The sequence below is a fragment of the Janibacter limosus NBRC 16128 genome (assembly GCF_001570985.1).
GTDB classification, from domain to species: Bacteria; Actinomycetota; Actinomycetes; order Actinomycetales; family Dermatophilaceae; genus Janibacter; species Janibacter limosus.
The window spans coordinates 1-24860 of sequence record NZ_BCSS01000041.1; the positions used below are offsets into that span (position 1 = coordinate 1).

The following is a 24860-nucleotide window of genomic DNA, read 5'->3' on the forward strand; positions in this document are numbered from 1 at the left end:
CCCTCCTCCACGGCTCGCACGAGCCGGTCCGGCTCCATCCCGGCACCGTTGTCGCGGATGACGACCTCGATCCCCCGGTCGTCCGCGTCGAGCAGCACCCAGGCCTTGGCGCCGGGGCCGGCGTGGCGCGCGACATTGTCGAGCGCGGCGGCGACGGCGGCCTCGACCTCCCTGGCGGCGTGGGCCGGCAGGCGCACCGAGCCGGCGGGGAGGACCACGTCGACGTCCGCGGAGCGCATGGCAGCCAGCCCGGCCGTCAGGTCGCGGACCTCGTCACGACCACCCGAGGAGGCCTCGCCCGCGGCCGGCTCGAAGCGGGTGATGAGGGTGCGCAGAGAACGCTCCTGGTCGGCGGCGAGGTCGGCCAGGACCCTCCCTTCGTCCCCGAGGTCGCGTCCGCGGCGGTTGATCATCGCGAGCGCCTGCAGGACCCCGTCGTGCACCTCGCGCCCGATGCGCTCACGCTCGGCGAGCCGCTCGCTGATGGAGAGTGCCTGCTCGAGCCTCTTCTGGCTCTCACGGGCCAGCTGGACCGCGAGGCCGACGAGGATCCCGACGATGAAGAGCAAAAAGATGTTGTGCCAGGTCAGCTGGCTGGCCTGCTCGGCCTGGACGAGGTTGGCGACCGAGATGACCGTCGCGGCGACGATGCCGCCGGGGATGCCGCTGAGGAGCGCGCCGGCCATGACCGGCGCGGCCGACCAGACCCCGGGGATCGTCGAGATGCCGGCGCTGACCTCCGCCGCCGAGTAGACCTCGCTGGTGAGGAAGATCCCGATGCAGGCGATGACGAGTTCGATGCCGATCGCCGTCCGCGTCGGGCGAGGAAGCAGCGGGGCGGCGATCGACCAGGCGAGCGCGACGAGCCCCCACAGCACGATGGGCCACCACAGGACGACGTGCTCGCTGTGCACGCCGACGAGGATGCCTGCGTACAGGAGAGCGATGAAGCGGTAGAGCGCGAGACCGCGTCCGCCGGCGGAGTCGATCAGGGGCGAGGGGTTGTAGTGCCGACGCAGCGAGCTCTCCCCCGGGTCCAGCAGCATGGGCCTACAGCCCGTCCTTGCTCTCCTCGGACCAGGGGTTGTTGTCCCCGGGCCGGTCGCCCTGCTCGATGATGTCCTCGAGCTCGGGGGCAGCACGCCCCGGACGGGCCGCCTCCTGCAGCTCGCGAGCGCGACGCTTGGCCTTGGTGAGCAGTTTTTCCTTCATCGACGTCGCGTACATGTCGACGTACTCCTGGTCGGACAGCTGCATCAGCTCGTACATGATCTCGTCGGTGATCGAGCGCAGGACGAATCGGTCGCCCTCCATGCCCTCGTACCGGGAGAAGTCCAAGGGCTTGCCGATCTTGATGCCGATGCGGCGGATGTTGGGGATCAGCTGACCGGTCGGCTGGGCCTTGTCGGTGTCGATCATCGCGACGGGGATGACGGGCACCCCTGCGGTCAGTGCCATCCGGGCGACGCCGGTGCGTCCTCGGTAGAGGCGTGCGTCGGGCGAACGGGTGCCCTCGGGGTAGAGGCCGAGGAGGTCCCCCTGGTCGAGCACGCTGAGGCCGGCCCGCAGCGCCGCCTCGCTCGCCTTGCCGCCGCTGCGGTCGATGGGCAGCTGGCCCAGACCGCCCATGATCCGTGCGGTGAGCCATCCCTTGATGCCTGACCCGGTGAAGTAGTCGGACTTGGCCAAGAAGGTCAGTCGACGCTCCATCACCAGGGGAAGGAAGACTGAGTCCGAGAAGGACAGGTGGTTGCTGGCGAGGATCGCCGCCCCATCGGCGGGGATGTGCTCAAGACCCTCCACCCGGGGTCGAAAGAGCACCTTGAGCAGTGGTCCGAGGACCACACTCTTGAGAAACCAGTACAGCACCGTCGCCTCACCTCCAGATCGCAGCGAACTCTACGGTAAGGAGCGACCCGACGGTACGTGCGAGGATGTCCATGAGGCGTGGACGACATCCAGATGGGTGGATCAGCAGATGAGCGAACGACAGCACCCCGACGAGCGTGACGTCGACGCGGCCTTCGAGGCGATCGTGGCCCGGTGGGACGACGAGGGCCCCGACGCGCAGGCCCCCGAGCACGACCGTCTCCCCGCTCCCTTGGACGCCCCACCGCGCCGTCCCCAGCAGACCACTGCTGGTGTGCGCGGCGCCCTCCCCCGACCCCGACCGGCCGACCCCCGTCGCCATGACGTGCCCTGGCGGGTCGACCCCACCAACTCGGTGGCGGACGCGCTGATGAGCTCGGACGACGACCCGGGCTCCGCTGATGACGACGAGGGCTTCACCCCGTCACCGCCTGCTCCGCTACCGCCGTCGACCGACCGACTCTTCTGGGGTGCCCTGCTCGGTCTGGGCCTGGGCATCCTCGGTCTGCTGTGGCTGGCGATCGCCCGGCCCTATGTGGGCAGCTGGGTGACCTTCCTCGTCGTCGCCTCGATCATCGGTGGCTTCACCTGCCTCGTGGTGCGTCAGCCGCGGGACCGCGACGAGGACCCCACCAACGGCGCCCGCGTCTGACCCCGGCGCCCGTCACTCCCCAGAGCGTGGGACTGACGGGTCGGCCAGTGGCGAGGTCTCGATGTCGACCCACACGGGCCGGTGGTCGGTCGCAGCCTTGAGGTCCTCCCACACCCACGGCACCTCGCGGTGCGGCAGCACCGACACGTCCGGCGTGGCGAAGACGACGTCGAGCACCCGGTCAGGCATCGCCGACGGATAGGTGGGGACCAGTGGGCTGATCGGCCGCATCGACGAGCCGAAGAACTGCCACGCCTCGCCGTCGGACTGCTCGTTGAGGTCGCCCGCGAGCAGTGCCGGGCCCGGGACCGCCGTGAGCTGCTCCATGATCCGGCGGGCGTGGAGCAGCCTCTCCCCGGCGTCGAGGCTGAGGTGCACGCTGGCGATCGAGACGGACGTGCGGCCGAAGGGGGCGACCCGGGTCACCGCGAAACCTCGCCTGTCGCGCCACGAGTGAGCAGGCAGTCGGTGGTGCGTCACCGACTGGACATTGGTGCGCAGGTTGGTCAGGACGCTCGTCTGGCCGGCGCGCTGGCTGCGGCCGGACCACACGAGACCGCAGCGCTGGGCGAAGTCGGCGATGCGGTGGTTGGTGGGACCGATCCAGGGCACCTCCTGCAGGCAGAGCACGTCCGGGTCGATGGCGCGCACCGTGCGAGCCAGCGCCGCGACATCGTCCTGCAGGGCCCTGAGGTTGTAGGACGCGATGCGCAGGGTCACATCTGCTCCTCGGCCCCCAGCGCGGCCGCACCGATGAGACCGGCGTCCGGGCCGAATCGCGCAGCGACGATGGTGGCTGCCGGCCGGTAGCCACGACCGGGCAGCTGACGGGCGAAGGTGTCCCGGGCCGGCCCGAGGAGCAGGTCACCGGCGGCGCTCACTCCGCCGCCGATGACGAAGACCTCGGGGTCGAGGGCCGCGGCGAGGTTGGCGATGCCGACCCCCAGCCAGTGGCCGATCTCGGCGAGCAGCTCGGTGGCCGTGGCGTCCCCGTGACGAGCGGCCTCGGTGATCATCGGGCCCGTGAGGGAGGCCGGGTCGCCGCCGACGTGGGCGAGCAGGTCGGTCGCCATCGGTGAGTTGGCCATCGCCAGCCCGCGCGCCTCGCGCACGAGGGCATTGCCCGAGGAGTACTGCTCCCAGCAGCCGCGGTTGCCGCACTCGCAGCGCTGCCCGCCGGGCACGACCTGCATGTGCCCGAACTCGCCGGCGATGCCGTACCGGCCGCGCACCAGCTGGCCGCCGACGAGGATCGCTCCCCCGATGCCGGTCCCGAGCGTGATCATCACGGCGTGGCTGGCGCCGCGCGCGGCACCGAAACGGTGCTCCGCCCACAGCGCGGCGTTGGCGTCGTTGTCGATGGAGATCGGGAGGTCGACCCGACGACCGAGGGCCTCGCGCAGCGGCTCGTTGCGCCACGACAGGTGTGGGGCGAAGACGACGGTCGAGCGGTCTGCAGCGACGAAGCCGGCCGCGCCGACACCCACCGTGGCGGGACGCTCGACTCCTGCGTCGTCGGCCTGGACGAGCAGCTCCTCGATGACCTCCACGATCGTGTCCTCGACGACCCGGGGTGCGTTGGACCGGTCAGGCGTGTCGCAGCGCGTGCGCACGAGGATGCGCCCGTCCTCGTCGAGCACGCCCCCGGAGACCTTGGTCCCGCCGATGTCGATGCCGATGCTCGTGCTCATGCGCGGCCCTCCCGGGCGAGAGTTGCGGCGCCGACGATCCCTGCGTCGTTGCCGAGGGTGGCGTGGACCAGCTCGGGCGAAGGGCGGTGCCCCCGGCCGATGAGGTGCCTGGCAAAGGCGGTCCTGGTCGGCCCGATGAGCAGGTCACCGGCGTCCGCGACGCCTCCGCCGATGGCGATGCGGCCCGGGTCCAGCACTGCGCAGATCGAGGCGATGCCTTGTCCCAGACGGGTGCCCAGCTCGTCGAGGAGCTCGACGGCGGCGCCGTCGCCCGCTCGGGCGAGCTCGGTGATGTCCTGGCCGGTCAGGACGTCCGGGTCACCGCCGCAGCGTTCGCGCAGGGCCTCCCCGAGGGGCGACGGCGAGGTGACGAGCTCGCGGGCATTGCGCACGAGCGCCGTGCCGGAGGCGAAGACCTCGAGGCAGCCCGAGTTGCCACAGCCGCAGCGCGGACCGCTGGGATCGAGCACCACGTGGCCGATCTCGCCGCCGATCCCGAAGGCACCGCGGATCAGCCGGTCATCGTTGATGCAGCCTCCGCCGACACCGGTGCCGACCGTGACGAGCAGCATGTCGTCGCAGTCGCTGCCGGCTCCGAAGCGGTACTCGCCCCAGGCCGCGGCATTGGCATCGTTTTCGACGACGACGTCACGACCCACCCGTGAGCCGACCTCGGCCGCGAGGTCGAGGTCGCGCCAGGGCAGGTTGGGGGCGAACCACACGTGCCCTGCTCGGGCGTCGACGAAGGCGGCGCAGGCGATCCCGACTCCCGCGACCTCACCGTCGGCAGCCTCGGTCAGGGTCGTGATGAGTTGTGCGGTCGCGTCGATGATCGCCGTCGTGTCGTCAGCCGGGGTCGCCACGCGCTCGCTGTGCGTGATCCGACCCTCTCCGTCGACGAGGGCACCGGCGATCTTGGTGCCTCCGATGTCGATGCCGATGGCCGGTGTCCGAGTGTCTGTCTGCATCACGCCTCGCTCGCGCTGTCGGTGGCCGTCGTGGCCTCGTCGTCGTGGATCCGGATGTGCTCACCGCGCTCGCGGTGGGGCACGTGCTCGGGGGCCGTGTGGAACTCCGTCCCGAGCGCCTCGGCCACCGTGGCCGAGCCCAGGGTGGCGCGGGTCAGGGCTTCGGCGAGCAGGGTGGCACCGGTCATGGCCCGTCGGGTCGACGCCGAGTCCAACTGCCTCAGGTCCTCGCCGAGCGCTTCGATGTCGACCTCGGAGAGCACCCTCAGGAGCTGGATGACGATCTCCTCGGGGTCGGGGATCGGTGGGGTCGTGTCCTCAGCCACGCGGCCACACCGCCTCATTGGGCGCCATGGTCAGGGTGAGCACCCCGCCGGCGACGCCGGCTCGCTCGATCTCGCACCGACGCAGGACAGAAGGGAGCCGCACCCGCCGGGTGCGGCCGGCGCACCCCAGGACGAGCTCGTCGTCATGGCGCACCAGGTCCAGGTCGGCGGCATGCACACCGGGCACATCGATCCGCAGGAACCACCGGCCGTCCTGGTGCTCGACGCGAGAGTCCGGCCCCGATGGCGGCGCGGGCAGGTGCTCGACACCGGCACCACTCACGGGATGGACCGCGGTGAGCGTGCGTCCCATGAGGGCCAGCAGCACGTCGGCATCGGCCCGACGGACGGCACCGACGGGTCCGGCGGGGGCAGCCAGGTGCAGGCTCGTGGTCATCGGATCGGCAAGAGCGGTGTCGAGGCTCTCGAGCAGCTCGGCCCCCTCACGCAGCGCGGTCAGGACCGGGGTGTCCGGGGCGGGTAGTGCCCCGATGCCCTCCGGGGCGACGAGCACCTCCCACCGGGCGACGACGGGAACGAAGGCGGCGAAGGCCCGGGCCACCCGCTGCGGGACGTCGAGGAGCCGGGCGACCTCGATGTCGACGTCCACGACCAGCTCATGGCCCGTGGTCTCTGCCTGAGCGAGCTCCCTGGCCAGACGGAGCAGGGCCGGCAGCTCCGTGGGCAGGATGGTGGCGATCAGGTCCGCGACGACCGGTGCAGGCAGGTCGAGGGCGGCGAGCAGACGGTCGAGATGGGTCTCGATGGCCACGATCACCGGGTCCACCGGTCCGTCGAGCCTGCTGGCTCGCGCCGCACGATGGTGGGGAGTCAGCGCGGCCAGCACCGATGCGGTCACGGCGGAGCTGTGGTCGCCTCCGCCGACGACGAGGTGGGCTCGCACGGTCCTCAGGCTTCGGCGTGCTTCTTGAGGTCGCGCAGCGCGGTGTCCACGATGACCTTTTCGGCCTTGCGCTTGAGCATGCCCAGCATCGGCACCTTGACGTCGACGGTGAGCTCGTAGGTCACCTCGGTGCCCTCGCCCTTGGCGGTGAGGGTGTAGGAGCCGTCCATCGCCTTGAGCATCGTGGCGCTGACGAGGGTCCACGATGCGACGCCGGTCCCGTCCTCATCGATGTCCCAGGCGTAGTCGAGCGTGTAGGTGTCCTTGATGGCCCCGGCGTCGAGGGTGAAGACCGCCTGGTCCGGCCACCCGTCACCGTCCTCGGAGAGGATCTCGACCTTCTTGATCTCCTTGGCCCACTCCGGGTAGGCCTCGAGGTCGGCGATGATGTCGAGGACCTCGCCGGGCGAGGCGTCGACGACGATGCTGGAGCGGGTGCTGTCGGCCATGCGGGCGACACTATCGCGAACGACCCTCGAGACGATCCTTGATCTCGTTGAGTCCCTGCTTCCACACGCGACGATGGGCCTGTGTCCACCGGGACGGCGAACCCTGACCACGACCATGGACGAAGTGGTGGACGATCGTTCCTCCGCCCGACGCCTCCAACCAGATTTCCAGTCGGCCGTCGACCTCGCCGGAGCACCGCCAGCGCACCCCCTTCGTCCCCCGGTCCTGCACGATCTCCCGCTGCAGCCCCGGCCACAGCCTGTCGAGCACCCCGGGCAGGTCGAGCTCGGCGCGCACGGTCTGCGGTTCGGCGCGCACGAAGGTCTCGTCGACGATGTCGACCATGGGGTGGCGATGACGCAGGAGCACGAGAACCTCTCGACGGGGTGGACGTCAGCGAAGAATATGGTCACCGTCACGAAATCGTCAGGGTGAGGTGCGAAGTGCCACAGGTAGTCTCGTGCACGGGCCAGCCTCCGGCTGAGGTTGGCTGGGACGGCGAACGAAGGAGATCCCGTGAACGACAGCGTGATGCCCCGAATCATCGAGGGCGACCCCAACGACTCCCTGGCGGACCTGCCGGGTCGTAATGCGGGCAAGGACCCCCAGCGGGTGGCCTTCACCGTGAAGGAGCAGGACGCCTGGCGCGACATCACCGCTGCCCAGTTCGACAGCGATGTCCGCGCCCTCGCCAAGGGTCTGATCGCCCAGGGGCTCGGCGTCGGCGACCGGCTGGCGATCATGGCCCGTACCCGCTACGAGTGGACCCTGCTCGACTTCGCCACGTGGGCCGCCGGTGGCGTGCCCGTCCCGATCTACGAGACGAGCTCCGTCGAGCAGGTCGAGTGGATCGTCAAGGACTCCGGCACCAAGTTCCTCGTCGTCGAGACCACCAAGCACGCTGCCGTCGCCGAGGAGGCCCGCGGCAACATCAGCAGCCTCGAGCAGGTCTTCGTCATCGACAACAGTGACCTCGAGACGATCTCCTCCTCCGGTTCCGCGGTCACCGACGAGCAGCTGCAGGAGCGCATCGACGGGCAGACGCGCGCGTCGATCGCCACGATCATCTACACCTCCGGCACCACGGGCCGTCCCAAGGGCTGCGAGCTGACGCACGACAACTTCCTCGGCCTGTCCGAGAACACCATCGCCAAGCTGGGCGAGGTGCTCAACAAGGAGGACGCCTCCACCCTCCTCTTCCTGCCGCTGGCGCACGTCTTCGCCCGCTTCATCCAGGTCCTGGCCATCACGGCCAATCGCCGCATGGGTCACAGCGCTGACATCGCCAACATCCTCGACGACTTCCAGGCCTTCCAGCCGACCTTCATCCTCGCCGTGCCGCGGGTCTTCGAAAAGATCTACAACAAGGCCAACGAGACCGCGACCGCCGACGGCAAGGGCAAGATCTTCGCTCGCGCCTCCGACGTCGCGATCGCCTGGTCCGAGGGTCAGGACACCGGCAAGCTCCCGCTGAAGATCAAGGCGCAGCACGCCGTCTTCGACAAGCTCGTCTACAGCAAGCTGCGGGCCAAGATGGGCAACAAGGTCGAGTACGCCGTCTCCGGCGGTGCCCCGCTCGGCACCCGCCTGGGTCACTTCTTCCGCGGGATCGGCGTGACCATCCTCGAGGGCTACGGCCTCACCGAGACCACGGCCCCGGCGACCGTCAACATCCCGGCGAAGGTCAAGATCGGCACCGTCGGTCCCCCGCTGCCCGGCGTCTCCATCCGGATCGCCGACGACGGCGAGATCCTCATCCAAGGCGTCAATGTCCTCAAGGGCTACCACGACAACGAGCAGGCCACCCTCGACGCGCTGCAGGACGGGTGGTTCAGCACCGGCGACCTCGGTGAGCTCGACCAGGACGGCTACCTGAAGATCACCGGCCGCAAGAAGGAGATCCTCGTGACCGCGGGCGGCAAGAATGTCGCGCCCGGCGTCCTCGAGGACCGACTGCGCGCCCACCCGATCATCAGCCAGTGCCTCGTCGTCGGTGACGGGAAGCCCTTCATCGCGGCCCTGGTCACCCTGGACGAGGAGATGCTGCCGGGGTGGGCCGCCAACAACGGACTGGGCTCGCTCACGCTGGAGCAGGCACTCACCCACGAGACCGTCCTCACCGCGGTCCAGGGCGCAGTCGACGAGGCCAACAAGGCCGTGTCCAAGGCCGAGTCGATCCGTAAGTTCGCGATCCTGGGTGAGGACTTCACCGAGGACAACGGGACGCTCACGCCCTCGATGAAGCTCAAGCGCAACATCATCATGCGCGACTTCCAGGACGAGGTCGAAGCCCTCTACGGCAACTGATCCGGTGCGGGCTCAGCCCGCGAACCTCCTCAGCTCGTCGTACCCCGAACGAGGCTCGTGCACCGCACGGGCCTCGTTCGCCGTCTGGGCGCTCACCAGGCCGGCGGCGACCAGACGCGAGACGACCTCGCGCTCGCGACGGTCCAGGGGCAGCTGCGCCTGCAGCGGCAGCGGCAGGTCGGGGTCAGCGAGGGTCGACAGCGGCCCCAGCGCGGTCACCATGCAGTCGGCACAGCCGACGTGCTGGACCGGGCAGGTGCCGCAGTCGATCATCACGGGTGCTCCGGGTCGACGGGTCATGTCCGTCACCTCCTCGTCGTCACCGGGTCCATCCCGGCACCGACAACGCTAGGAGCCACCCCCGACAGCCCTCCCCCTCAGCACCAGCTGAGGTGCCTCCCGTGCCCGTGGGTCCACCCCACCGCGTGCCCGTCCAGGGCGAGGCAGAAGTCGGACCCGACCTGTGCGCACGCGGCGCTCGCGCTCACGCTCGGCAGCACCCGAGCGCCCTCGTTGCTGATCCAGTGGGCGCGGCCCCCGTCGTCGCGGACCTGCTGCACGACCGCGCCGACGATGCCGGGCCAGCGGTCGCGGCCCCCTTCGTCCAGGTAGGCGATGACGGCCGAGTGGAAGATGACGACCGTCGCCTCGGGTGCTGCCGCGCGGGCCCGTGCCACGGCCTCGTCGAGGCCGGTGAGCAGGTCCCCACGGATGACGTCCACCGGTTCGTCGGCGACGACGCCGCACGCGGCTGCGAGACGGTCACGGCGGTCCTGGTGCTCCGGCCACACGAGCGTCTGCAACCAGTCCGCGGTGTCGCCGGACGACAGGTCGAGCGGGTTGAGGTCCACCCCGCCCCGGTGCACGACCTGCGGGAGCGAAGGGGGCAGCGGCGCGGGTCCTGCGACGGTGCAGTCCAGGACCACCGGCGAGGGGCCGTGTGCAGGGTCCAGCCGGGCCACCTCGGTGCCAGCGGGGTCGACGTAGCGGTAGGACCACCGGTCGGGGTGCAGGCACAGGCCGGCGCTGGCGCCGACCTCGACGAGGGCGAGCGGACCCTCGAGTCCTGCCAGCACGGGGAGCAGCGTCGCGCACCGTCCGACCTCGTTGGTCTGGGTGGAGCGAGCGAGGATCGTCTCGCGGACGGCCGGCCACTCGTCGAGCAGGACGGTCCGTAGGTCGGCGTAGTCGGGGTCCGACGGCGTCGCCGCCCCGTGCCACCGTGCCGCGGCGAAGACGAGGTTGGGCTGGCGCTTGGGGACCGGGAGGCCGGAGAGCAGATCGAGGACCTCGGGGTCCTGCGCCACACCGGCCGCCCACCTCTCGAAGGTGAGGGACTCCCCCTTCGCCTCATGGTCGGCGAAGTCACGGTAGAAGTCGCGGACATCGGCCAGGTCGTCCATCGATCGCATGGCCTCAGGCTGCCACGCCGCGCCTCCCGGTCGTTGTCGGTGGCCCCGCCTACGGTCATCGACATGGAGATCGTCCAGGACAGACTCGGGGATCTCGGCACACCACTGGCCGAGGTCACCTTCGTCGTGGTCGACCTCGAGACGACTGGTGGATCCGCACGCGACTGCGGCATCACCGAGATCGGCGCGGTCAAGGTGCGTGGCGGTGTCGAGCTCGGCGAGCTGCAGACCTTCGTCAATCCCGGTGAGCCGATCCCTGCCTTCATCCAGGCGCTCACCGGCATCACCGACTCGATGGTCGCCGACGCACCCCGCACCGGGGAGGCGGTGGCCAGCTTCCTCGAGTTCGCGCAGGGCGCGGTGCTCGTCGCGCACAATGCGGGATTCGACATCGGCTTCCTCAAGGCGGCGTGCACGGCGCACGGCCTGCGCTGGCCCGGGGCCGCCGTCCTCGACACCGTGCGGCTGGCCCGTCAGGTCGTCTCCCGCGACGAGGTCGCCAACCACAAGCTGGGCACCCTCGCGCGGTACTTCGGCGCGGCGACGACCCCCGATCACCGGGCCCTGCACGACGCCCGGGCGACCGTCGACGTCCTGCACGGCCTGATCGGCCGGCTCGGGTCCGTCGGCGTCGACACGCTCGAGGAGCTGAGCTCCTACAGCTCGCGGGTCAGCGACGAGCTGCGCCGCAAGCGCCACCTGGCCGATGGGCTGCCCTCGGCCCCCGGGGTCTACGTCTTCAAGGACGAGCGCGGCGAGGCGCTCTACGTCGGCACCTCGGTCGACATCCGGGCGCGGGCGCGCAACTACTTCACGACGTCCGAGCAGCGACGTCGCATGGGCGAGATGGTGCGCCTGGCCACCGAGATCACCCCGATCGTGTGCGCGACCACTCTCGAGGCCCAGGTGCGCGAGCTGCGCCTGATCGCCCAGCACAAACCGCGCTACAACCGCCGCTCGCGCCATCCGGACAAGGTGTGGTGGCTCAAGCTCACCGACGAGGTCTTTCCCCGGCTGTCGATCGTCCGCTCCCTCGGCCCCGACGACCTGGCCTACGCGGGCCCCTTCGGCACCCGGCGCTCGGCCGAGGACGCCTCGGCCGCGTTGTACGACGCGGTGCCGCTGCGGCAGTGCCTGCCCCGTCTGTCCCCCACCCGCCCGACCTCGGCCTGTGTGCTTGCCGACATGGGCCGGTGCGCGGCGCCGTGCACGGGTGCCGTGTCGGTCGAGGACTACGCCGTGACGGTGGCCGATGCCGTGCGGGTGCTCGTCGGCGACTCACGTCCGGCCGTGACCCTCGTCCGGGAGCGCCTGCGCACCCTCTCCGACGAGGAGCGTTATGAGGAGGCCGCGGCCCTGCGCGATCGGCTCAGCTCCCTCGTCCGGGCCACCTCGCGCAGCCAGCGGGCGACCCCGGTCCGCGAGGCGAGCGAGATCATTGCGGCTCGCCGCACGGCACGCGGCGGCTGGGACCTGGTCTGCGTGCGTCACGGACGGCTGGCCGGCAGCTCCCACTCCCCCGTGGGCGCCGACCCGATGCCCTATGTGGCAGCGCTGCGAGCCTGCGCCGAGGTCGTCGCTCCGCCGACCGGGCCGGGCACCAGCGCCCTTCCTGAGGAGACCGAGCTCGTCCTGCGCTGGCTCGAGGCCGAGGGGACCCGGCTGGTCGACATCGAGGGCGAGTGGACCTGCCCCGTCGGAGGCGCTGCGGCCGCCCACAAGGAGCTGGCGCCTGCTCTAGGGTGGGCCTCGTGATCACTGCCATCGTCCTCATCCACGCCGAGACCGCACGCATCCCCGAGGTGGCCGAGACCGTCGCCGGCATCGACGGCGTCAGCGAGGTCTACTCCGTCGCCGGGGATGCCGACCTGATCGCGATGGTGCGCGTGCACCAGCACGAGGACCTCGACGACGTCATCGCCGGCCGGCTCAACAAGGTCGAGGGCATCGTCGACACCTCGACCCAGATCGCCTTCCGCGCCTACAGCAAGCACGACCTCGACGCGGCCTTCAGCATCGGCCTGGAGTAACCCGCACGCGTTGCTCGGGGCTGTTTCTCCTGATGGGCACGACGCACGTGCCCGATGGCTTCAGGAGGCCTGGGCCGCCCGGCTGGTCGCCTCGACCCAGCGGTCGAGCTGGTCGGCGGCACGACCGGAGTCGAGCACGGCCTCGACCGTGTCCATCCCGACGCGGATCGCCGCGATCGGGTCCGCAGGCTGCTGCGCTCCCGACTGCGACAGGGCAACGGCCGCGCCTGCGTTGAGGACCACGGCGTCACGCACCGGGCCGACCTGCCCCGCGAAGAGCTGCCTGGCCACCCCGGCATTGAAGTCCGCGTCCCCACCCCGCAGGGAGTCGAGCGGGCTGCGCTCCAGGCCGACGTCCTCCGGCGTCAGGGTGAGCTCGCTGATCTGACCACCCGCGACCCACCACACGTGGGAGGAGTCGGCGACCGTCAGCTCGTCGAGCCCGTCGTCGCCACGGAAGACCAGGGCATCCGTACCGCGATCGGCGAAGACCCCCGCCATGAGGGGTGCCACGCGCTCGTCGGCGACCCCCACCACCGAATAGGTGGGACGGCTCGGGTTGGTCATCGGCCCCAGCACATTGAGTGCCGTCCCGACTCCCAGGTCCCTGCGAGGCACCGCGGTGTGACGGAAGGACGGGTGGAAGGTCTGGGCGAAGCAAAAGGTGATGCCCGAGACGTCGGCGACCTGCGCGACCGCCTCGGGGGGAAGGGAGAGATTGACTCCCAAGGACTCGAGGACGTCCGCAGAGCCGGACTTGGACGACGACGCTCGGTTGCCGTGCTTGACCACCCGCACCCCGGTCGCCGCGATGCAGATGGAGGACATCGTCGAGATGTTGACCGTGCCGGCCATGTCCCCACCGGTCCCGACGATGTCCAGGGTCGGCCCGGACACGTCGATCGGCAGCGCGTGCTCGAGCATGACGTCAGCCAGCGCCCGCAGCTCGGTGACGGTCTCCCCCTTCGCTCGCAGTGCCACGAGGAAACCGGCGATCTGCGCGGGGGCGGCGTCGCCGGACATCATCTCGCGCATGGCCCACGACGTCTCGTCCGTCGACAGGTCGCTCTTCGACAGGAGCGTGGTGAGGACACCGGGCCACGTGTGCGTGCCCGTCCCGGTCATCGGGCGGCCACACCCCGGGCGAGGTCGGCGACCGCGTCAGCCAGGACGATCGGGTCGAGGGGGTGAGGCACCGCGGCGTCAGCCATCGACCACGTCGCGAGCCAGCCGTCCTGCGGACGTCCGGTCAGCACGAGCACCGGGGGGCAGCCGTGGATCTCGGACTTCAGCTGGCGGCACAGGCCCATCCCACCGAGCTTGGCGGACTCGCCATCGAGGACGAGCAGGTCGATGCCACCGGCCTCGACGGCCTCGATCACCGCGTCGGCGGTCGCGCACTCGCGCCAACCAGCGATCTCGACATCCTTGGCAGGCCGACGGCCCACGGCCGCACGCACGGCATCCCTGGTGGTGATGTTGTCGCTGTGCAGGAGCACCTGCACCGAGGTGACCTCGCCTGCTCCGGCCTCGACGGGCGCCGCGGACGCGAGGACGGAGGGGGTCTGCTGGGGGGAACCGGTCATGCCGAGATCGTAGCGGTGAGGCGGCTCACGAGACTCGCGGAGGGGGGTGGCGCACAACTGCTCACGCTTATAGACATAATGGGCCCGTGGCCACTGCAACCTCTCTGCCTTCCAACGTGTCCGGGCACTCCACCGCAGACCCCTCCATGGGTCCGGTCAGCCGACCCAACATGGTGTCTGTCGGCACCATCGTCTGGCTGTCCAGCGAGTTGATGTTCTTCGCCGGGCTCTTCGCGATCTTCTTCACGGTCCGGTCGATGCGACCCGACCTGTGGGAGCACAACTACGAGATGCTCAATGTGCCCTTCGCGGCCGCCAACACCCTGATCCTCGTGGTCTCGTCGGTGTGGTGCCAGCTGGGTGTGCTCAAGGCGGAGCACGGGCAGAAGTCGCGCACCGGCTCCCTGCTGAACGTCGCCGGGTGGGGGATGCGTGAGTGGTACATCCTCACGTACATCTTCGGCGCGATCTTCGTCTCCGGTCAGATCCTCGAGTACGCCACTCTCGTCACCGAGGGCGTCACGGTCTCCACCGACGCCTGGGCCTCGATCTTCTACCTCACCACGGGTCTGCACGGCATCCACGTCACGGGTGGCCTCATCGCCTTCCTGCTGATCATCGGTCGCACGTACACCACCCGTAACTACAGCCACGCCCAGCAGACCGGTGCCGTCGTCACCTCGTACTACTGGCACTTCGTCGACGTCGTGTGGATCGCGCTCTTCGCGGCCATCTACCTCCTCGGCTGATCCTGATGCGTCGTTCCCTGCCCAGTTCCCCCCGCCCCAAGAGGACAGGACTTTCCATGCCCACCCTCTCTCGCCGCCACCCTGCGGCGATTGCCCTGCTGCTGATGCTCGGGCTCTTCGTCACCGGGACCGCCTATGCCGCGATCGCCCCCAAGCAGGCGCAGGCCTCCGTGGCGAGCTCCGACAGCGCGGCCAACGGCAAGAAGCTCTTCATCGCCAACTGCGCGACCTGCCACGGAGCCAACGGTCTCGGCATCGACGAGGTCGGGCCCAGCCTGGCCGGAGTCGGCGCTGCTTCTGTCGACTTCCAGATGGGCACCGGCCGCATGCCGATGACCGAGCCCGGCGTGCAGGCCAAGGACGGCGGCCAGGTCAAGTTCTCCGACGAGGAGATCTCCGACATCGCCGCGTACGTCGCCACCTTGGGCCCCGGCCCGTCGGTCCCCGACGCCGAGTACACCGATGGTTCCCAGGGCGACCCGGGCAAGGGTGGCCAGATCTTCCGCGTCAACTGCGCCATGTGCCACAACAGCGCCGGTTCCGGTGGTGCCCTGACCCGCGGCAAGGACGCCCCGTCCGTCCAGGGCGTCTCGGGCAAGCACATCTACGAGGCCATGGAGACCGGACCGCAGAGCATGCCGGTCTTCAACGACACCAACCTCTCCCCGGACAACAAGCGCGACGTGATCGCCTACCTCGAGGCCCAGCACGAGGCCGGCAACCCCGGAGGCAACCCGCTCGGCGGCTTCGGCCCCGTGCCCGAGGGACTCTTTGTGTGGACTATCGGCCTGGGCCTCCTCGTGGGCATCGCCGTCTGGCTCGGCCAGAAGTCCGCCTGATCAACTGACCATCGCCACACAGACAGGACCGACGACAGATGAGTGAGCACACCCCGACAGGGGCACAGCCGGAGGAGCCCATGGGTTCCGACCCGGTGCGCCTCGACCAGGGCCACGTGCAGGGCTCCGGTGGCATTCCGGAGCGGTTCGCCAACCCCGGGCTTCCCCCCCACGTGCTGCGCAATGCCGATATGGACGACAAGGCCGCCAATCGCGCCGAGCGTCAGGTGGCGATTCTCTTCCTCCTGTCCATCCTCGGCACGGTGCTCTTCCTCGTCGCCTACTTCATGGTCGATGTCGACACTCAGGTCTGGGTGCCCTTCACCAACGAGATGAGCCTGTCCAACCTCCTGCTCGGGCTCGGACTGGCCTTCAGCCTGCTGGGCATCGGTCTGGGCGCGGTGCACTGGGCCAAGACGCTCATGCCCGACACCGAGGTCGTCGAGATGCGTCACCCGATGCGCTCGAGCGACGAGGACCGTCAGGGCTTCGTCGACACGATGGTCGAGGGTGGCGAGACCTCGCAGCTGACGCGTCGTCCCCTCCTCAAGGCGACCTTCGGCGGCGCGATGGGTCTCTTCGCACTGCCGCTGCTCATCCAGCTCGGCGGCTCGCTGGGTCCGCTTCCGCGCAATGACCTCTCCGTCACCTTCTGGAACGGCGAAAAGGGCAAGGACGGCAAGTACGTCCCCAAGAAGCTGCGCCTGCACCGTGACCCCGAGGACACGCCGATCAAGCCCAGCGATGTCACGATCGGCTCGGTCTTCCACATCCAGCCCGAGGGCCTGCTCGAGCTGCACGCGGACAAGCTCAACGAGATGAGCAAGGCGTCCGTGCTCCTCATGCGCCTTGACCCCAAGGACTTCCAGGAGACCGACAAGGGCCGCAAGGCCCGCGAGTGGGGCTACCAGGGCATCGTCGCCTACTCCAAGGTGTGCACCCACGTCGGCTGCCCGGTCGGCCTCTACGAGCAGACCACGCACCACCTGCTGTGCCCCTGCCACCAGTCCACCTTCGACGTGACCAACGACTGCGAGGTCATCTTCGGTCCTGCCGGCCACCCCCTGCCGCAGCTGAAGATCGCCGTTGACAGCGAGGGTTACCTCATCGCCGAGCAGCCCTTCCAGGAACCTGTCGGCCCGAGCTTCTGGGAGCGTGGCTGATCGTGACCACCAACACCCGTCCCGCTGACGCACTGCGTGCCGATGACGCACCGCCCGCTGCGCCCGTCTCCCCCGGTCTGAAGAAGGTCGGCGGCGTCGCCGGCTGGATCGACGACCGTACCGGCGCCGCCAAGGGCGTCGGGTACCTCATGAAGAAGGTCTTCCCCGACCACTGGTCCTTCATGCTCGGTGAGATCGCCATGTACTCGATGATCGTGTGCATGCTGACCGGGGTCTTCCTGACCTTCTGGTTCGACCCGTCGATGGCCCACACCACCTATGAGGGCAGCTACGCGCCCCTGCAGGGTGTGCAGATGTCCCGGGCCTACGCCTCGACTCTCGACATCTCCTTCGACGTCAAGGGCGGACTGCTCATCCGGCAGATCCACCACTGGTCGGCACTGCTGTTCATCGTCGCCCTGTCGGTGCACATGCTCCGCGTGTTCTTCACCGGCGCCTTCCGCAAGCCACGCGAGCTCAACTGGGTCATCGGCTGCGTCCTGTCCCTCCTGGCGCTCGTCGAGGGCTTCGCCGGGTACTCCCTCCCGGACGACCTCCTCTCCGGTACCGGTCTGCGCGCGGCGCAGGGCTTCATGGTGGCCGCCCCGGTCATCGGCAGCTACCTCAGCTACGGCCTCTTCGGTGGCACCTTCCCGGGCGACGACATCATCCCCCGCCTGTACTCCGTGCACATCCTGCTGCTGCCGGCGCTGCTCATCGCGCTCTTCACGGTGCACATCGTGCTGGTCGCGCTGCAGAAGCACACGCAGTACCCCGGGCCGGGCAAGACCAACGACAATGTCGTCGGCTTCCCCGTGATGCCGGTCTACGCGGCCAAGGCCGGTGGCTTCTTCTTCATCGTCTTCGGTGGCATCGCGCTCATGTCCGCGCTCGTCCAGATCAACGCGGTCTGGGTGCACGGTCCCTACGAGCCCAATGCCACGACCGCTGGGGCCCAGCCCGACTGGTACATGGGCTTCCCGGACGGCGCGCTGCGTCTCCTCCCCGGCTTCATGGAGTTCGAGACCTTCGGGGTCACCTGGGCCTTCCCGGTCATCATCGGTGCGCTCCTGGTCATCCCGGCGTTCTACGGCGGCATGATCGCCTACCCGTTCATCGAGGCCTGGATCACCGGTGACAAGCGCGAGCACCACCTGCTCGACCGTCCGCGCAATGTTCCGACCCGCACCGGCCTCGGCATGGCGGCCCTGACGCTCTACGGCGTCCTGATGTTCGCTGCCAGCAACGACATCATCGCGATCAAGTTCGGGATGTCGATCAACGACATCACGTTGATCCTGCGGGTGCTCACCTTCGTCGGACCCGTCATCGCCTTCTGGGCGACCAAGCGGATCTGCCTGAGCCTGCAGCGTCACGATCGCGACCTCGTGCTGCACGGTCGTGAGACGGGGCGTCTGGAGCGAGGCCCGGCCGGTGACTTCCACGAGGTCCACGAGCCGATCGATCCGCAGACGCGCTGGACCCTCGTCCAGCACGAGGAGACGCCGGCCTTGGAGCTTGCTCCGACCGTGGACGCCAACGGCGTCGAGGACAAGAAGGGCGCACGCAAGAACAAGCTGCGTGCACGGCTGCACTCCTTCTACTTCGACGGCGCTGTCCAGCCGGTCACCCCGGCCGAGCTCGAGGCAGCGCACCACGACCACGCTCACGAGGCGATCGAGTCCGGAGACAAGATCTCCAGTCACTGACCTCGGTCACCGCACCACCATGACGCAGGCCCCGGAGGATCACCTCCGGGGCCTGCGTCATGCTCGGATCACGTCGGTGCGAGGATGTCTCGGAGATGACTCGACGACCCCCAGCGGCCTCAGCCGTCACCACACCCCTCGCCGTGACCACCGTCCTCCTGGCGCTGCTCGGCATGTTCGGCCCCTTCTCCATCGACACCGCCTTCCCGGCGTTCCAGTCCATGGGCGAGGAGTTCGGGGCATCAGAGGCCTCCATGCAGCTGGTCGTCAGCGCCTACCTCGGCGCCTTCGCGCTGATGAGCCTCTTCCACGGCCCCCTGAGCGACGCGATCGGGCGCAAGCCCGTGATGGTGACAGGGGCAGCCGTCTACGCCCTGGCCTCGATCGGGTGCGCCCTCTCCCCCTCGTTGCCGGTCCTCTTGTCCTTCCGCGTCCTGCAGGGCATGTCGGCCGGGGCAGGGACGATCGTCTCTCGCACCGTGGTCCGGGACCTCTTCGAGGGCGCTCGAGCACAGCGCCTGATGAGCACCATCGCGATGATCTTCGGGGTCGCACCAGCGATCGCCCCCATCATCGGCGGATGGCTCCTCCTCGCCGGGCCCTGGCCGCTCGTCTTCTGGTTCCTCTCCTGCTTCGGTGCGGTCATCGCGATCGCTGTCCTCGTCCTCCTGCCGGAGAGCCACCCACCGCAGGACCGCACCCCGCTCCATGTCGGCTCCATCCTCAAGGGCGTGGCCACGGTCGGCAGGATGCGACAGTTCCAGATCCTCTCGGCCGCCTCAGCCTTTTCCTTCGCCGGGCAATTCCTCTACATCGGTGCCGCGCCGATCTTCGTCGTGACGCTCCTCGGCAAGGGCGCGCAGGACTTCTGGGTCTTCTTCGTGCCCATGGTGGCCGCCATGATCCTCGGCTCCTTCACCAACGGCCGGCTGGCCGAGAGGGTCACGGGTGAGCGGCTCATCATCGGCGGCCAGGCTGTCGCGCTCAGCGGCGCTGTCCTCGGTCTGGCGCTCGCCCTGGCGCCCTCGACGGCCATGCTCCCGTGGGCCGTGGTCGGGCCGACCGCCATCGCCTTCGGTACCGGCATCTCCCTGCCCGTCTACCAGCTGGCCCTGCTTGACGCCGTCCCGCACGCCCGCGGCACCGCCGCGTCCGTCTCGACCTTTGTCATGCTCCTGCTCAACGCGACGCTGACGAGTGTCGTCGTGCCGGTCGCCGCCACCTCCTTGGCCCGTCTCGCCGCGACCAGCCTCGGGCTCCTCGTCCTGGGCATCGCGCTGTTCCACCTGCACCGTCGAGGGGCGCGTCCCCCACGGTCCACCCCGGTCCAGCCACTCACCCCCGAGGTCGCCTGACATGGTCGAGATCAGTGAAGACGAGTTCGAGCTGGCCGTGAGCGAGGCTCTCGACGAGGTTCCTCAGGCACTGCTCGAGATGCTCGACAACGTGGCCTTCTTCGTCGAGGACGAGCCGGGTCCCGAGTACGACGATCCACAGCTCTCACCGGAGGACAACGCGGATCTGCTCGGGATCTACGTCGGCACTCCCCTGACCGAGCGTGACGGGTCCTGGGCGGGCGCCCTCCCGGACCGGATCGTGCTCTTCCGTGGGCCCCTGACGCGGATGTGCGTGGACCTGACCGAGCTGCGCGAGGAGATCGCGATCACCATCGTGCACGAGGCCGGCCACCACGTCGGGATTGACGAAGAGCGCCTGCACGAGCTCGGTTGGGGCTAGACGGGAGCAGCGACAGCCCAGAGGGTCAGGACAGGGCGCTCTGCTGCGTCCACTGCGCGTAGTCGTACTGCCACACGCCGATGCCCTCGGTCGGCAGGAACGTGCGCGACGACCCGTCGAAGTCCACCGGGTCCCCCGGCAGTGAGTTGTCGTAGAACCACTCCGCTCCCGCGGGCGCCACGTTGACGCAGCCGTGCGAGACATTGCTCGTGCCCTGCGCTCCGACGGACCACGGCGCCGAGTGCACGAACTCACCCGTCCACGTCACGCGGACGTTGAAGTTGGTGTCGACCTTGTAGTACCCGGGCTCGCCCTTGTCGATACCGACGGTTGCGGAGTCCATCGTCATCTCACGCTGCTTGCCGATGACGACCTTCATGCCCGAGCGGGTCTCGGTCTCCTTGCCGGGCTTGCCGCTGCTCACGGGGAAGGTCTTGATCGTCTTACCGCCGCGGCTGACCGACATCGTGTGCTGGTCGATGTCGACGCGGGTCATCTGCTCGCGACCGATGGTCATGGATCCGGAGAGGTCCTCGGCCACCCACTTGTCCTCACCGGTCTGGAAGCCCGTGAGGGGCGCATCGATGGTGACCGTCGTGCCGGGGGCCCAGAACTCCTTGGGGCGCCACATCAGCTGACGGTTGTCGAGCCAGCCCCACGAACCCTCGGTCTGGGGGCTGGTCTTCACCGAGACTGCCTTCTCGATCTGCTGGCGGTACTTCTTGTCCGTGACCTGGCTGTCGAACTGGATGCTCGCCGGCATGGCGACACCGACGGTCTGCTGGTCGTAGACGATGCCGTACGTCGCGGTGACGGCCGGCTTGTGCGTGGTGAAGGTCGTGGACTGGGTGCTCTCGCCGCCCTCGGGCCCCTCGGCCGTGACGGCGACCGTGTAGGTGGTGTCGGGGGCCATCCGCGAGGTCGAGGACCACGTCTGTCCCTCGACGCTGCCGTCGAGCTCACCGCCGTCAGCAGACGTCACCGAGACATCAGTGAGGTTTCCGCGCATGACCTGGACGTGGACGACATCGTCCGGCATGACCTCGGTGGCATCGTCGGCGGGATTGACCTTGACCTCGGCGGGCGGCTGGTCCTTGGTCGTCTGACCGCCCTTCGCCGTGGCGCCTGTGCCGCTGCCCGTGGAGGATCCGCCGTGGTCCCCGCCCCCGCAGGCGGCCAGCACGAACGCCAGGGCGAGCCCCAACGCGAGGAGCTTGGCACGACGCAGCACAACAACCACAGAAGATTCCCCCAGACGGATTGACACGGCGCTCGTGTCGGGTCGACCGACGCAGACACGCTGAAGGGGCCCGGACCGTGGTCCGTGGCCCCTCCAGGCGAGTGTACGCGCCGAATCAGTGTGCGTGCTCACCCGAGAAGTACTCGAAGGTCCAGCCGCAGAGGGCCCAGACACCCAAGATCGCGCCGAAGGCGGAGATCCACAGTCCGGCCGCCACCCCGAGGAAGATGATCGCGGCTGCGAGTGCCAGCCACAGCGGCCACCAGGAGAACGGCGAGAACGCGCCGTATGCGCCCGCGATCTGATCGATCTCGCCGTCCTCGTCATCATCCGGTCGCAGCGGCAACTTGCGCGCGGTGAGCCAGAGGAAGAAGGCGATCATGAAACCGAGGCCAGCGCAGAGGCTGAGGGCGACCCAACCGACGGGCTCGACCCACCCGGTCCAGAAGCCGTAGAGCGCGGCCACGGCGGCGAAGAACGCGCCGATGACGCCGAAGAACTGGATTTCGGTCTTCATCGGGTGCCCTCACCGTCGGTCGTGGAGGTGACGGCGACCGTGTCCTGCGCGAAGCGGGAACGGATCGCAGCCGGTGCGTACTCGGGGTGGTTCATGTCGAAGACCGGGCGCTCGGAGCGGATCGGCGGGATCGACGTGAAATTGTGCCGCGGCGGCGGGCAGGAGGTCGCCCACTCGAGGCTGCCTCCGTAGCCCCACGGGTCGTCGACCTCGACCTTGGGTGCGCTGACCTGTGTCTTCCAGACGTTGTAGAAGAAGGGCAGGAAGCTGGCCGCGAGGATCAGCGAGCCGACCGTGGAGATCTGGTTGGCGAGCTGGAAGTTGTCCTCCGGCATGTAGTCCGCGTAGCGGCGTGGCATGCCCTCGACGCCCAGCCAGTGCTGGATGAGGAAGGTCATGTGGAAGCCGATGAACAGCAGCCAGAAGTGCAGCTTGCCCAGGCCCTCGTGGAGCATCTTGCCGGTGAGCTTGGGCCACCAGAAGTAGAGCCCGCCGAAGAAGGAGAAGACGATCGTGCCGAAGAGCACGTAGTGGAAGTGCGCGACGATGAAGTAGGTGTCGGTGATGTGGAAGTCCAGCGCGGGGCTGGCCATGATGACGCCCGTCAGACCACCGAAGAGGAAGGTCACGAGGAAGCCGATCGCCCACACCAGCGGCGTGGCGAAGACGAGCTTGCCGCCCCACATCGTGCCGATCCAGTTGAAGAACTTCACACCCGTCGGTACCGAGATCGCCATCGTCATGATCGCGAAGAAGGGCAGGAAGACCTGGCCGGTGCCGTACATGTGGTGTGCCCACACGGAGACGGACAGCGCGGCGATGGCGATGGTCGCGAAGACCAGCGTCTTGTACCCGAAGATCGGCTTGCGGGAGAAGACCGGGAGGATCTCGGAGATCACGCCGAAGAACGGCAGCGCGAGGATGTAGACCTCAGGGTGTCCGAAGAACCAGAAGAGGTGTTGCCAGAGCAACGCCCCTCCGCTGGCGGAGTCGAAGATCTGCCCGCCGAACCTTCGATCCACGCCGAGACCGATCAGGGCAGCAGCCAGGACGGGGAAGGCCATGAGGACCAGGACGGAGGTGATCAGGACGGTCCAGGTGAAGATCGGCATCCGGAACATCGTCATGCCGGGTGCGCGCATGCAGATGATCGTGGTGATGAAGTTGACGGCACCGAGGATGGTTCCGAAGCCGCTGAGCGCCAGACCCCAGACCCACAGGTCGCCACCGATGCCGGGGCTGTAGGTCGGGTCGGACAGCGGGGTGTAGGCGGTCCAGCCGAAGGAGGCAGCGCCACCGGGGGTGAACAGGCCAGCGGCGGCGATGATGCCACCGAAGAGGTAGAGCCAGTAGGCGAACATGTTCAGTCGCGGGAAGGCGACATCAGGGGCACCGATCTGCAGCGGCATCAGTGCGTTGGCGAAGGCCGCGAAGGCCGGCGTCGCAAAGAGCAGCAGCATGATCGTGCCGTGCATGGTGAACATCTCGTTGAACTGCTCGGGGTTGTCCACCACCTGCAGGCCGGGGGCCCACAGCTCGAGCCGGATGACCAGCGCCATGAGACCTCCGAGGAGGAACCACACGAAGCTGGTGACCATGTACAGGTTGCCGATGACCTTGTGGTCGGTCGTCGTGATGTAGCGGAAGAACTGCGACCCTGCCTTCTCGCGGCGGGCGATCGTGCGCTCCGAGACCTCGGTCTCGGTCGTGTTCCTGGCGAGTGCGCCGGATACGGTCGACATCAGTTCTCCTCGGAGGTGCGCGCGGAGTCGTCCTCACCCAGGAGGTGCTGGTCGCGCGGGTTGATCTTCTCGCGGTTGAGCCCGTTGTCGAGCAGACCAGTCTGGCCCTTGGCCTTCAGGTCGGCCATGTGCTTGTCGAACTCAGCCGGCTCGACGACCTTGACGTTGAACAGCATCTGCGAGTGGTAGGCGCCGCACAGCTCGGCGCACTTGCCCTGGAAGGTGCCGGTCTGGGTGGGCGTCACCTGGAAGCGGTTGACGATGCCGGGGTTGACGTCCATCTTTTCCAAGAAGGCCGGGACCCAGAAGGAGTGGATGACGTCACGGGAGGTGAGCACGAACTCGACGCGCTCGCCCTTGGGCACGTAGAGGGTCGGCAGCTTTTCTTCCGCGCCCTCCTTGCCGTCGAGCTCGGCCATCTGGCCGGCCTCGTGGACGTCTTCGTCGATGTAGTTGAAGTCCCAGCTCCACTGCTTGCCGACGATGTTGATCGTCTGGTCGGGCTCCTGGGAGACGTCGTGCAACTGGGAGTACGCGTCATCCGTGTAGTAGAAGAGCGCACCCACCATGAGCATGGGGACGACCGTGTAGAGGATCTCCAGCGGGACGTTGTACTGCAGCTGCACGGGCAGCGAGCCGTCATCGTCCTTGCGGCGGCGGTAGGCCGCCATGCACCACAGGATCAGACCCCAGACCAGGACGCCGACAGCGAGCGCCGCGACCCAAGCCCAGATCCACAGGTTTTCAACGACCTGTGCCTCCTCGGTGACCCCCTCTGGGAGGTACCCGTTTTTGGGGTCGGTGTGGACACCGACCGCGCTGCAGGCCGACAGGGCCACGACGGTGATGGCGAGTCCGATAGCACCGACTCCGCGACGCGTACGCCGGGAGGTTGGGCTCGAAGGCACAGGCAAGGGGCACCTACTACTGGTCCGAAGTTTTCAGAAGACGTAGGTCACGTTACCGCAG

27 protein-coding genes are annotated in these 24860 nt (G+C 68.8%); 10 read left to right on the forward strand and 17 right to left on the reverse strand.

Going from position 1 to position 24860, the window contains the following annotated elements; translation table 11 throughout:
* The coding region (locus JLI01S_RS13485) for an ATP-binding protein (RefSeq protein WP_068265500.1) at positions 1–1046 on the reverse strand (1046 nt) is incomplete at its 3' end.
* 4 nt (positions 1047–1050) lie between these two features.
* Positions 1051–1869 carry a lysophospholipid acyltransferase family protein gene (locus tag JLI01S_RS13490; protein WP_068265503.1) on the reverse strand — a complete coding sequence of 273 codons (819 nt, stop codon included), beginning with the start codon at positions 1867–1869 and terminating at the stop codon, positions 1051–1053.
* 109 nt (positions 1870–1978) lie between these two features.
* Here JLI01S_RS13490 and JLI01S_RS13495 point away from each other — a divergent pair, with 109 nt between their 5' ends.
* A complete protein-coding gene (locus JLI01S_RS13495; protein ID WP_068265504.1) occupies positions 1979–2521 on the forward strand; it encodes a hypothetical protein in 543 nt (180 codons plus the stop codon).
* A gap of 12 nt (positions 2522–2533) precedes the next feature.
* Here the strand turns inward: JLI01S_RS13495 and JLI01S_RS13500 are convergent, their stop codons facing one another.
* Genes JLI01S_RS13500 through JLI01S_RS13530 form a run of 7 tightly spaced genes read right to left on the reverse strand, consistent with a single transcriptional unit; the run spans position 2534 to position 7205 of the window.
* Complete coding sequence (locus JLI01S_RS13500; protein ID WP_068265506.1) at positions 2534–3241, reverse strand: endonuclease/exonuclease/phosphatase family protein; 708 nt, start codon at positions 3239–3241, stop codon at positions 2534–2536.
* Positions 3238–4212, reverse strand: coding sequence for an ROK family glucokinase (locus JLI01S_RS13505; protein WP_068265507.1), 975 nt, complete (start codon positions 4210–4212; stop codon positions 3238–3240). The genes JLI01S_RS13500 and JLI01S_RS13505 overlap by 4 nt, the downstream gene beginning before the upstream one ends.
* Positions 4209–5180: an ROK family protein gene (locus JLI01S_RS13510; RefSeq protein ID WP_068265552.1), complete on the reverse strand. Its 972-nt coding sequence runs from the start codon at positions 5178–5180 to the stop codon at positions 4209–4211. Before JLI01S_RS13510 ends, JLI01S_RS13505 begins: the two co-directional genes overlap by 4 nt.
* Complete coding sequence (locus JLI01S_RS13515) at positions 5180–5506, reverse strand: hypothetical protein (RefSeq protein WP_068265509.1); 327 nt, start codon at positions 5504–5506, stop codon at positions 5180–5182. The genes JLI01S_RS13510 and JLI01S_RS13515 overlap by 1 nt, the downstream gene beginning before the upstream one ends.
* Positions 5499–6410 carry an ArsA family ATPase gene (locus JLI01S_RS13520; RefSeq protein ID WP_068265511.1) on the reverse strand — a complete coding sequence of 304 codons (912 nt, stop codon included), beginning with the start codon at positions 6408–6410 and terminating at the stop codon, positions 5499–5501. Before JLI01S_RS13520 ends, JLI01S_RS13515 begins: the two co-directional genes overlap by 8 nt.
* A gap of 5 nt (positions 6411–6415) precedes the next feature.
* Entirely contained in the window at positions 6416–6859 is a 444-nt protein-coding gene (locus tag JLI01S_RS13525; RefSeq protein WP_068265513.1) for an SRPBCC family protein, read from the reverse strand.
* A 10-nt stretch (positions 6860–6869) separates the two neighbouring features.
* Positions 6870–7205 carry a hypothetical protein gene (locus JLI01S_RS13530; protein ID WP_068265515.1) on the reverse strand — a complete coding sequence of 112 codons (336 nt, stop codon included), beginning with the start codon at positions 7203–7205 and terminating at the stop codon, positions 6870–6872.
* Between the two features lie 171 nt (positions 7206–7376).
* On the opposite strand from JLI01S_RS13530, the gene JLI01S_RS13535 reads away from it, so the two are divergent.
* Positions 7377–9167 (forward strand): AMP-dependent synthetase/ligase, encoded by a 1791-nt coding sequence (locus tag JLI01S_RS13535; RefSeq protein WP_084349432.1) that lies wholly within the window; start codon positions 7377–7379, stop codon positions 9165–9167.
* A gap of 12 nt (positions 9168–9179) precedes the next feature.
* Here the strand turns inward: JLI01S_RS13535 and JLI01S_RS13540 are convergent, their stop codons facing one another.
* Positions 9180–9467: a hypothetical protein gene (locus JLI01S_RS13540; RefSeq protein ID WP_245634627.1), complete on the reverse strand. Its 288-nt coding sequence runs from the start codon at positions 9465–9467 to the stop codon at positions 9180–9182.
* Positions 9468–9544: 77 nt separating this feature from the next.
* Positions 9545–10579, reverse strand: a complete 1035-nt coding sequence (locus JLI01S_RS13545; RefSeq protein ID WP_068265519.1) for a DUF2332 domain-containing protein — start codon at positions 10577–10579, stop codon at positions 9545–9547.
* A 63-nt stretch (positions 10580–10642) separates the two neighbouring features.
* Between JLI01S_RS13545 and JLI01S_RS13550 the strand changes: the two genes are divergently transcribed.
* A complete protein-coding gene (locus JLI01S_RS13550; RefSeq protein WP_068265521.1) occupies positions 10643–12334 on the forward strand; it encodes a DEDD exonuclease domain-containing protein in 1692 nt (563 codons plus the stop codon).
* Entirely contained in the window at positions 12331–12609 is a 279-nt protein-coding gene (locus JLI01S_RS13555) for an Lrp/AsnC family transcriptional regulator (protein WP_068265555.1), read from the forward strand. The genes JLI01S_RS13550 and JLI01S_RS13555 overlap by 4 nt, the downstream gene beginning before the upstream one ends.
* 60 nt (positions 12610–12669) lie before the next feature.
* Here JLI01S_RS13555 and trpD read toward each other — a convergent pair whose 3' ends face one another.
* Positions 12670–13734 carry an anthranilate phosphoribosyltransferase gene (gene trpD, locus JLI01S_RS13560; RefSeq protein ID WP_068265524.1) on the reverse strand — a complete coding sequence of 355 codons (1065 nt, stop codon included), beginning with the start codon at positions 13732–13734 and terminating at the stop codon, positions 12670–12672.
* Positions 13731–14195: a response regulator transcription factor gene (locus tag JLI01S_RS13565; protein ID WP_068265526.1), complete on the reverse strand. Its 465-nt coding sequence runs from the start codon at positions 14193–14195 to the stop codon at positions 13731–13733. The genes trpD and JLI01S_RS13565 overlap by 4 nt, the downstream gene beginning before the upstream one ends.
* 146 nt (positions 14196–14341) lie before the next feature.
* Between JLI01S_RS13565 and ctaE the strand changes: the two genes are divergently transcribed.
* The 6 genes from ctaE (at position 14342) to JLI01S_RS13595 (ending at position 20392) form a co-directional block, all read left to right on the forward strand.
* Entirely contained in the window at positions 14342–14944 is a 603-nt protein-coding gene (gene ctaE, locus JLI01S_RS13570) for an aa3-type cytochrome oxidase subunit III (protein WP_068265528.1), read from the forward strand.
* 56 nt (positions 14945–15000) lie between these two features.
* A complete protein-coding gene (qcrC, locus tag JLI01S_RS13575) occupies positions 15001–15783 on the forward strand; it encodes a cytochrome bc1 complex diheme cytochrome c subunit (protein ID WP_068265529.1) in 783 nt (260 codons plus the stop codon).
* Between the two features lie 38 nt (positions 15784–15821).
* Complete coding sequence (gene qcrA, locus JLI01S_RS13580) at positions 15822–16946, forward strand: cytochrome bc1 complex Rieske iron-sulfur subunit (protein ID WP_068265531.1); 1125 nt, start codon at positions 15822–15824, stop codon at positions 16944–16946.
* Between the two features lie 2 nt (positions 16947–16948).
* Complete coding sequence (gene qcrB, locus JLI01S_RS13585; RefSeq protein ID WP_068265533.1) at positions 16949–18655, forward strand: cytochrome bc1 complex cytochrome b subunit; 1707 nt, start codon at positions 16949–16951, stop codon at positions 18653–18655.
* A 143-nt stretch (positions 18656–18798) separates the two neighbouring features.
* Positions 18799–20010 (forward strand): multidrug effflux MFS transporter, encoded by a 1212-nt coding sequence (locus JLI01S_RS13590; protein WP_245634628.1) that lies wholly within the window; start codon positions 18799–18801, stop codon positions 20008–20010.
* 1 nt (position 20011) lies between these two features.
* Positions 20012–20392, forward strand: a complete 381-nt coding sequence (locus tag JLI01S_RS13595; protein ID WP_068265535.1) for a metallopeptidase family protein — start codon at positions 20012–20014, stop codon at positions 20390–20392.
* Positions 20393–20417: 25 nt separating this feature from the next.
* Here JLI01S_RS13595 and JLI01S_RS13600 read toward each other — a convergent pair whose 3' ends face one another.
* From JLI01S_RS13600 to ctaC, 4 genes are all read right to left on the reverse strand, one after another.
* Entirely contained in the window at positions 20418–21659 is a 1242-nt protein-coding gene (locus JLI01S_RS13600) for a L,D-transpeptidase (RefSeq protein WP_245634629.1), read from the reverse strand.
* Positions 21660–21747: 88 nt separating this feature from the next.
* Positions 21748–22149: a cytochrome c oxidase subunit 4 gene (locus JLI01S_RS13605; protein ID WP_068265539.1), complete on the reverse strand. Its 402-nt coding sequence runs from the start codon at positions 22147–22149 to the stop codon at positions 21748–21750.
* Positions 22146–23891, reverse strand: a complete 1746-nt coding sequence (ctaD, locus tag JLI01S_RS13610) for an aa3-type cytochrome oxidase subunit I (protein ID WP_084349434.1) — start codon at positions 23889–23891, stop codon at positions 22146–22148. The genes JLI01S_RS13605 and ctaD overlap by 4 nt, the downstream gene beginning before the upstream one ends.
* Entirely contained in the window at positions 23891–24799 is a 909-nt protein-coding gene (gene ctaC / locus JLI01S_RS13615; protein WP_068265541.1) for an aa3-type cytochrome oxidase subunit II, read from the reverse strand. The genes ctaD and ctaC overlap by 1 nt, the downstream gene beginning before the upstream one ends.
* Positions 24800–24860 lie beyond the last annotated feature (61 nt).

What these genes read in the sequence shown, in the direction of transcription:
- JLI01S_RS13495 (WP_068265504.1), top strand. Translation starts at nt 1,979, where the DNA reads ATGAGCGAACGACAGCACCCCGACGAGCGTGACGTCGACGCGGCCTTC.
- JLI01S_RS13505 (WP_068265507.1), bottom strand. Translation starts at nt 4,212, where the DNA reads ATGAGCACGAGCATCGGCATCGACATCGGCGGGACCAAGGTCTCCGGG.
- JLI01S_RS13510 (WP_068265552.1), bottom strand. Translation starts at nt 5,180, where the DNA reads ATGCAGACAGACACTCGGACACCGGCCATCGGCATCGACATCGGAGGC.
- JLI01S_RS13525 (WP_068265513.1), bottom strand. Translation starts at nt 6,859, where the DNA reads ATGGCCGACAGCACCCGCTCCAGCATCGTCGTCGACGCCTCGCCCGGC.
- JLI01S_RS13530 (WP_068265515.1), bottom strand. Translation starts at nt 7,205, where the DNA reads ATGGTCGACATCGTCGACGAGACCTTCGTGCGCGCCGAACCGCAGACC.
- JLI01S_RS13540 (WP_245634627.1), bottom strand. Translation starts at nt 9,467, where the DNA reads ATGACCCGTCGACCCGGAGCACCCGTGATGATCGACTGCGGCACCTGC.
- JLI01S_RS13545 (WP_068265519.1), bottom strand. Translation starts at nt 10,579, where the DNA reads ATGCGATCGATGGACGACCTGGCCGATGTCCGCGACTTCTACCGTGAC.
- JLI01S_RS13550 (WP_068265521.1), top strand. Translation starts at nt 10,643, where the DNA reads ATGGAGATCGTCCAGGACAGACTCGGGGATCTCGGCACACCACTGGCC.
- trpD (WP_068265524.1), bottom strand. Translation starts at nt 13,734, where the DNA reads ATGACCGGGACGGGCACGCACACGTGGCCCGGTGTCCTCACCACGCTC.
- JLI01S_RS13565 (WP_068265526.1), bottom strand. Translation starts at nt 14,195, where the DNA reads ATGACCGGTTCCCCCCAGCAGACCCCCTCCGTCCTCGCGTCCGCGGCG.
- ctaE (WP_068265528.1), top strand. Translation starts at nt 14,342, where the DNA reads ATGGGTCCGGTCAGCCGACCCAACATGGTGTCTGTCGGCACCATCGTC.
- qcrC (WP_068265529.1), top strand. Translation starts at nt 15,001, where the DNA reads ATGCCCACCCTCTCTCGCCGCCACCCTGCGGCGATTGCCCTGCTGCTG.
- qcrA (WP_068265531.1), top strand. Translation starts at nt 15,822, where the DNA reads ATGAGTGAGCACACCCCGACAGGGGCACAGCCGGAGGAGCCCATGGGT.
- JLI01S_RS13595 (WP_068265535.1), top strand. Translation starts at nt 20,012, where the DNA reads ATGGTCGAGATCAGTGAAGACGAGTTCGAGCTGGCCGTGAGCGAGGCT.
- JLI01S_RS13605 (WP_068265539.1), bottom strand. Translation starts at nt 22,149, where the DNA reads ATGAAGACCGAAATCCAGTTCTTCGGCGTCATCGGCGCGTTCTTCGCC.
- ctaD (WP_084349434.1), bottom strand. Translation starts at nt 23,891, where the DNA reads ATGTCGACCGTATCCGGCGCACTCGCCAGGAACACGACCGAGACCGAG.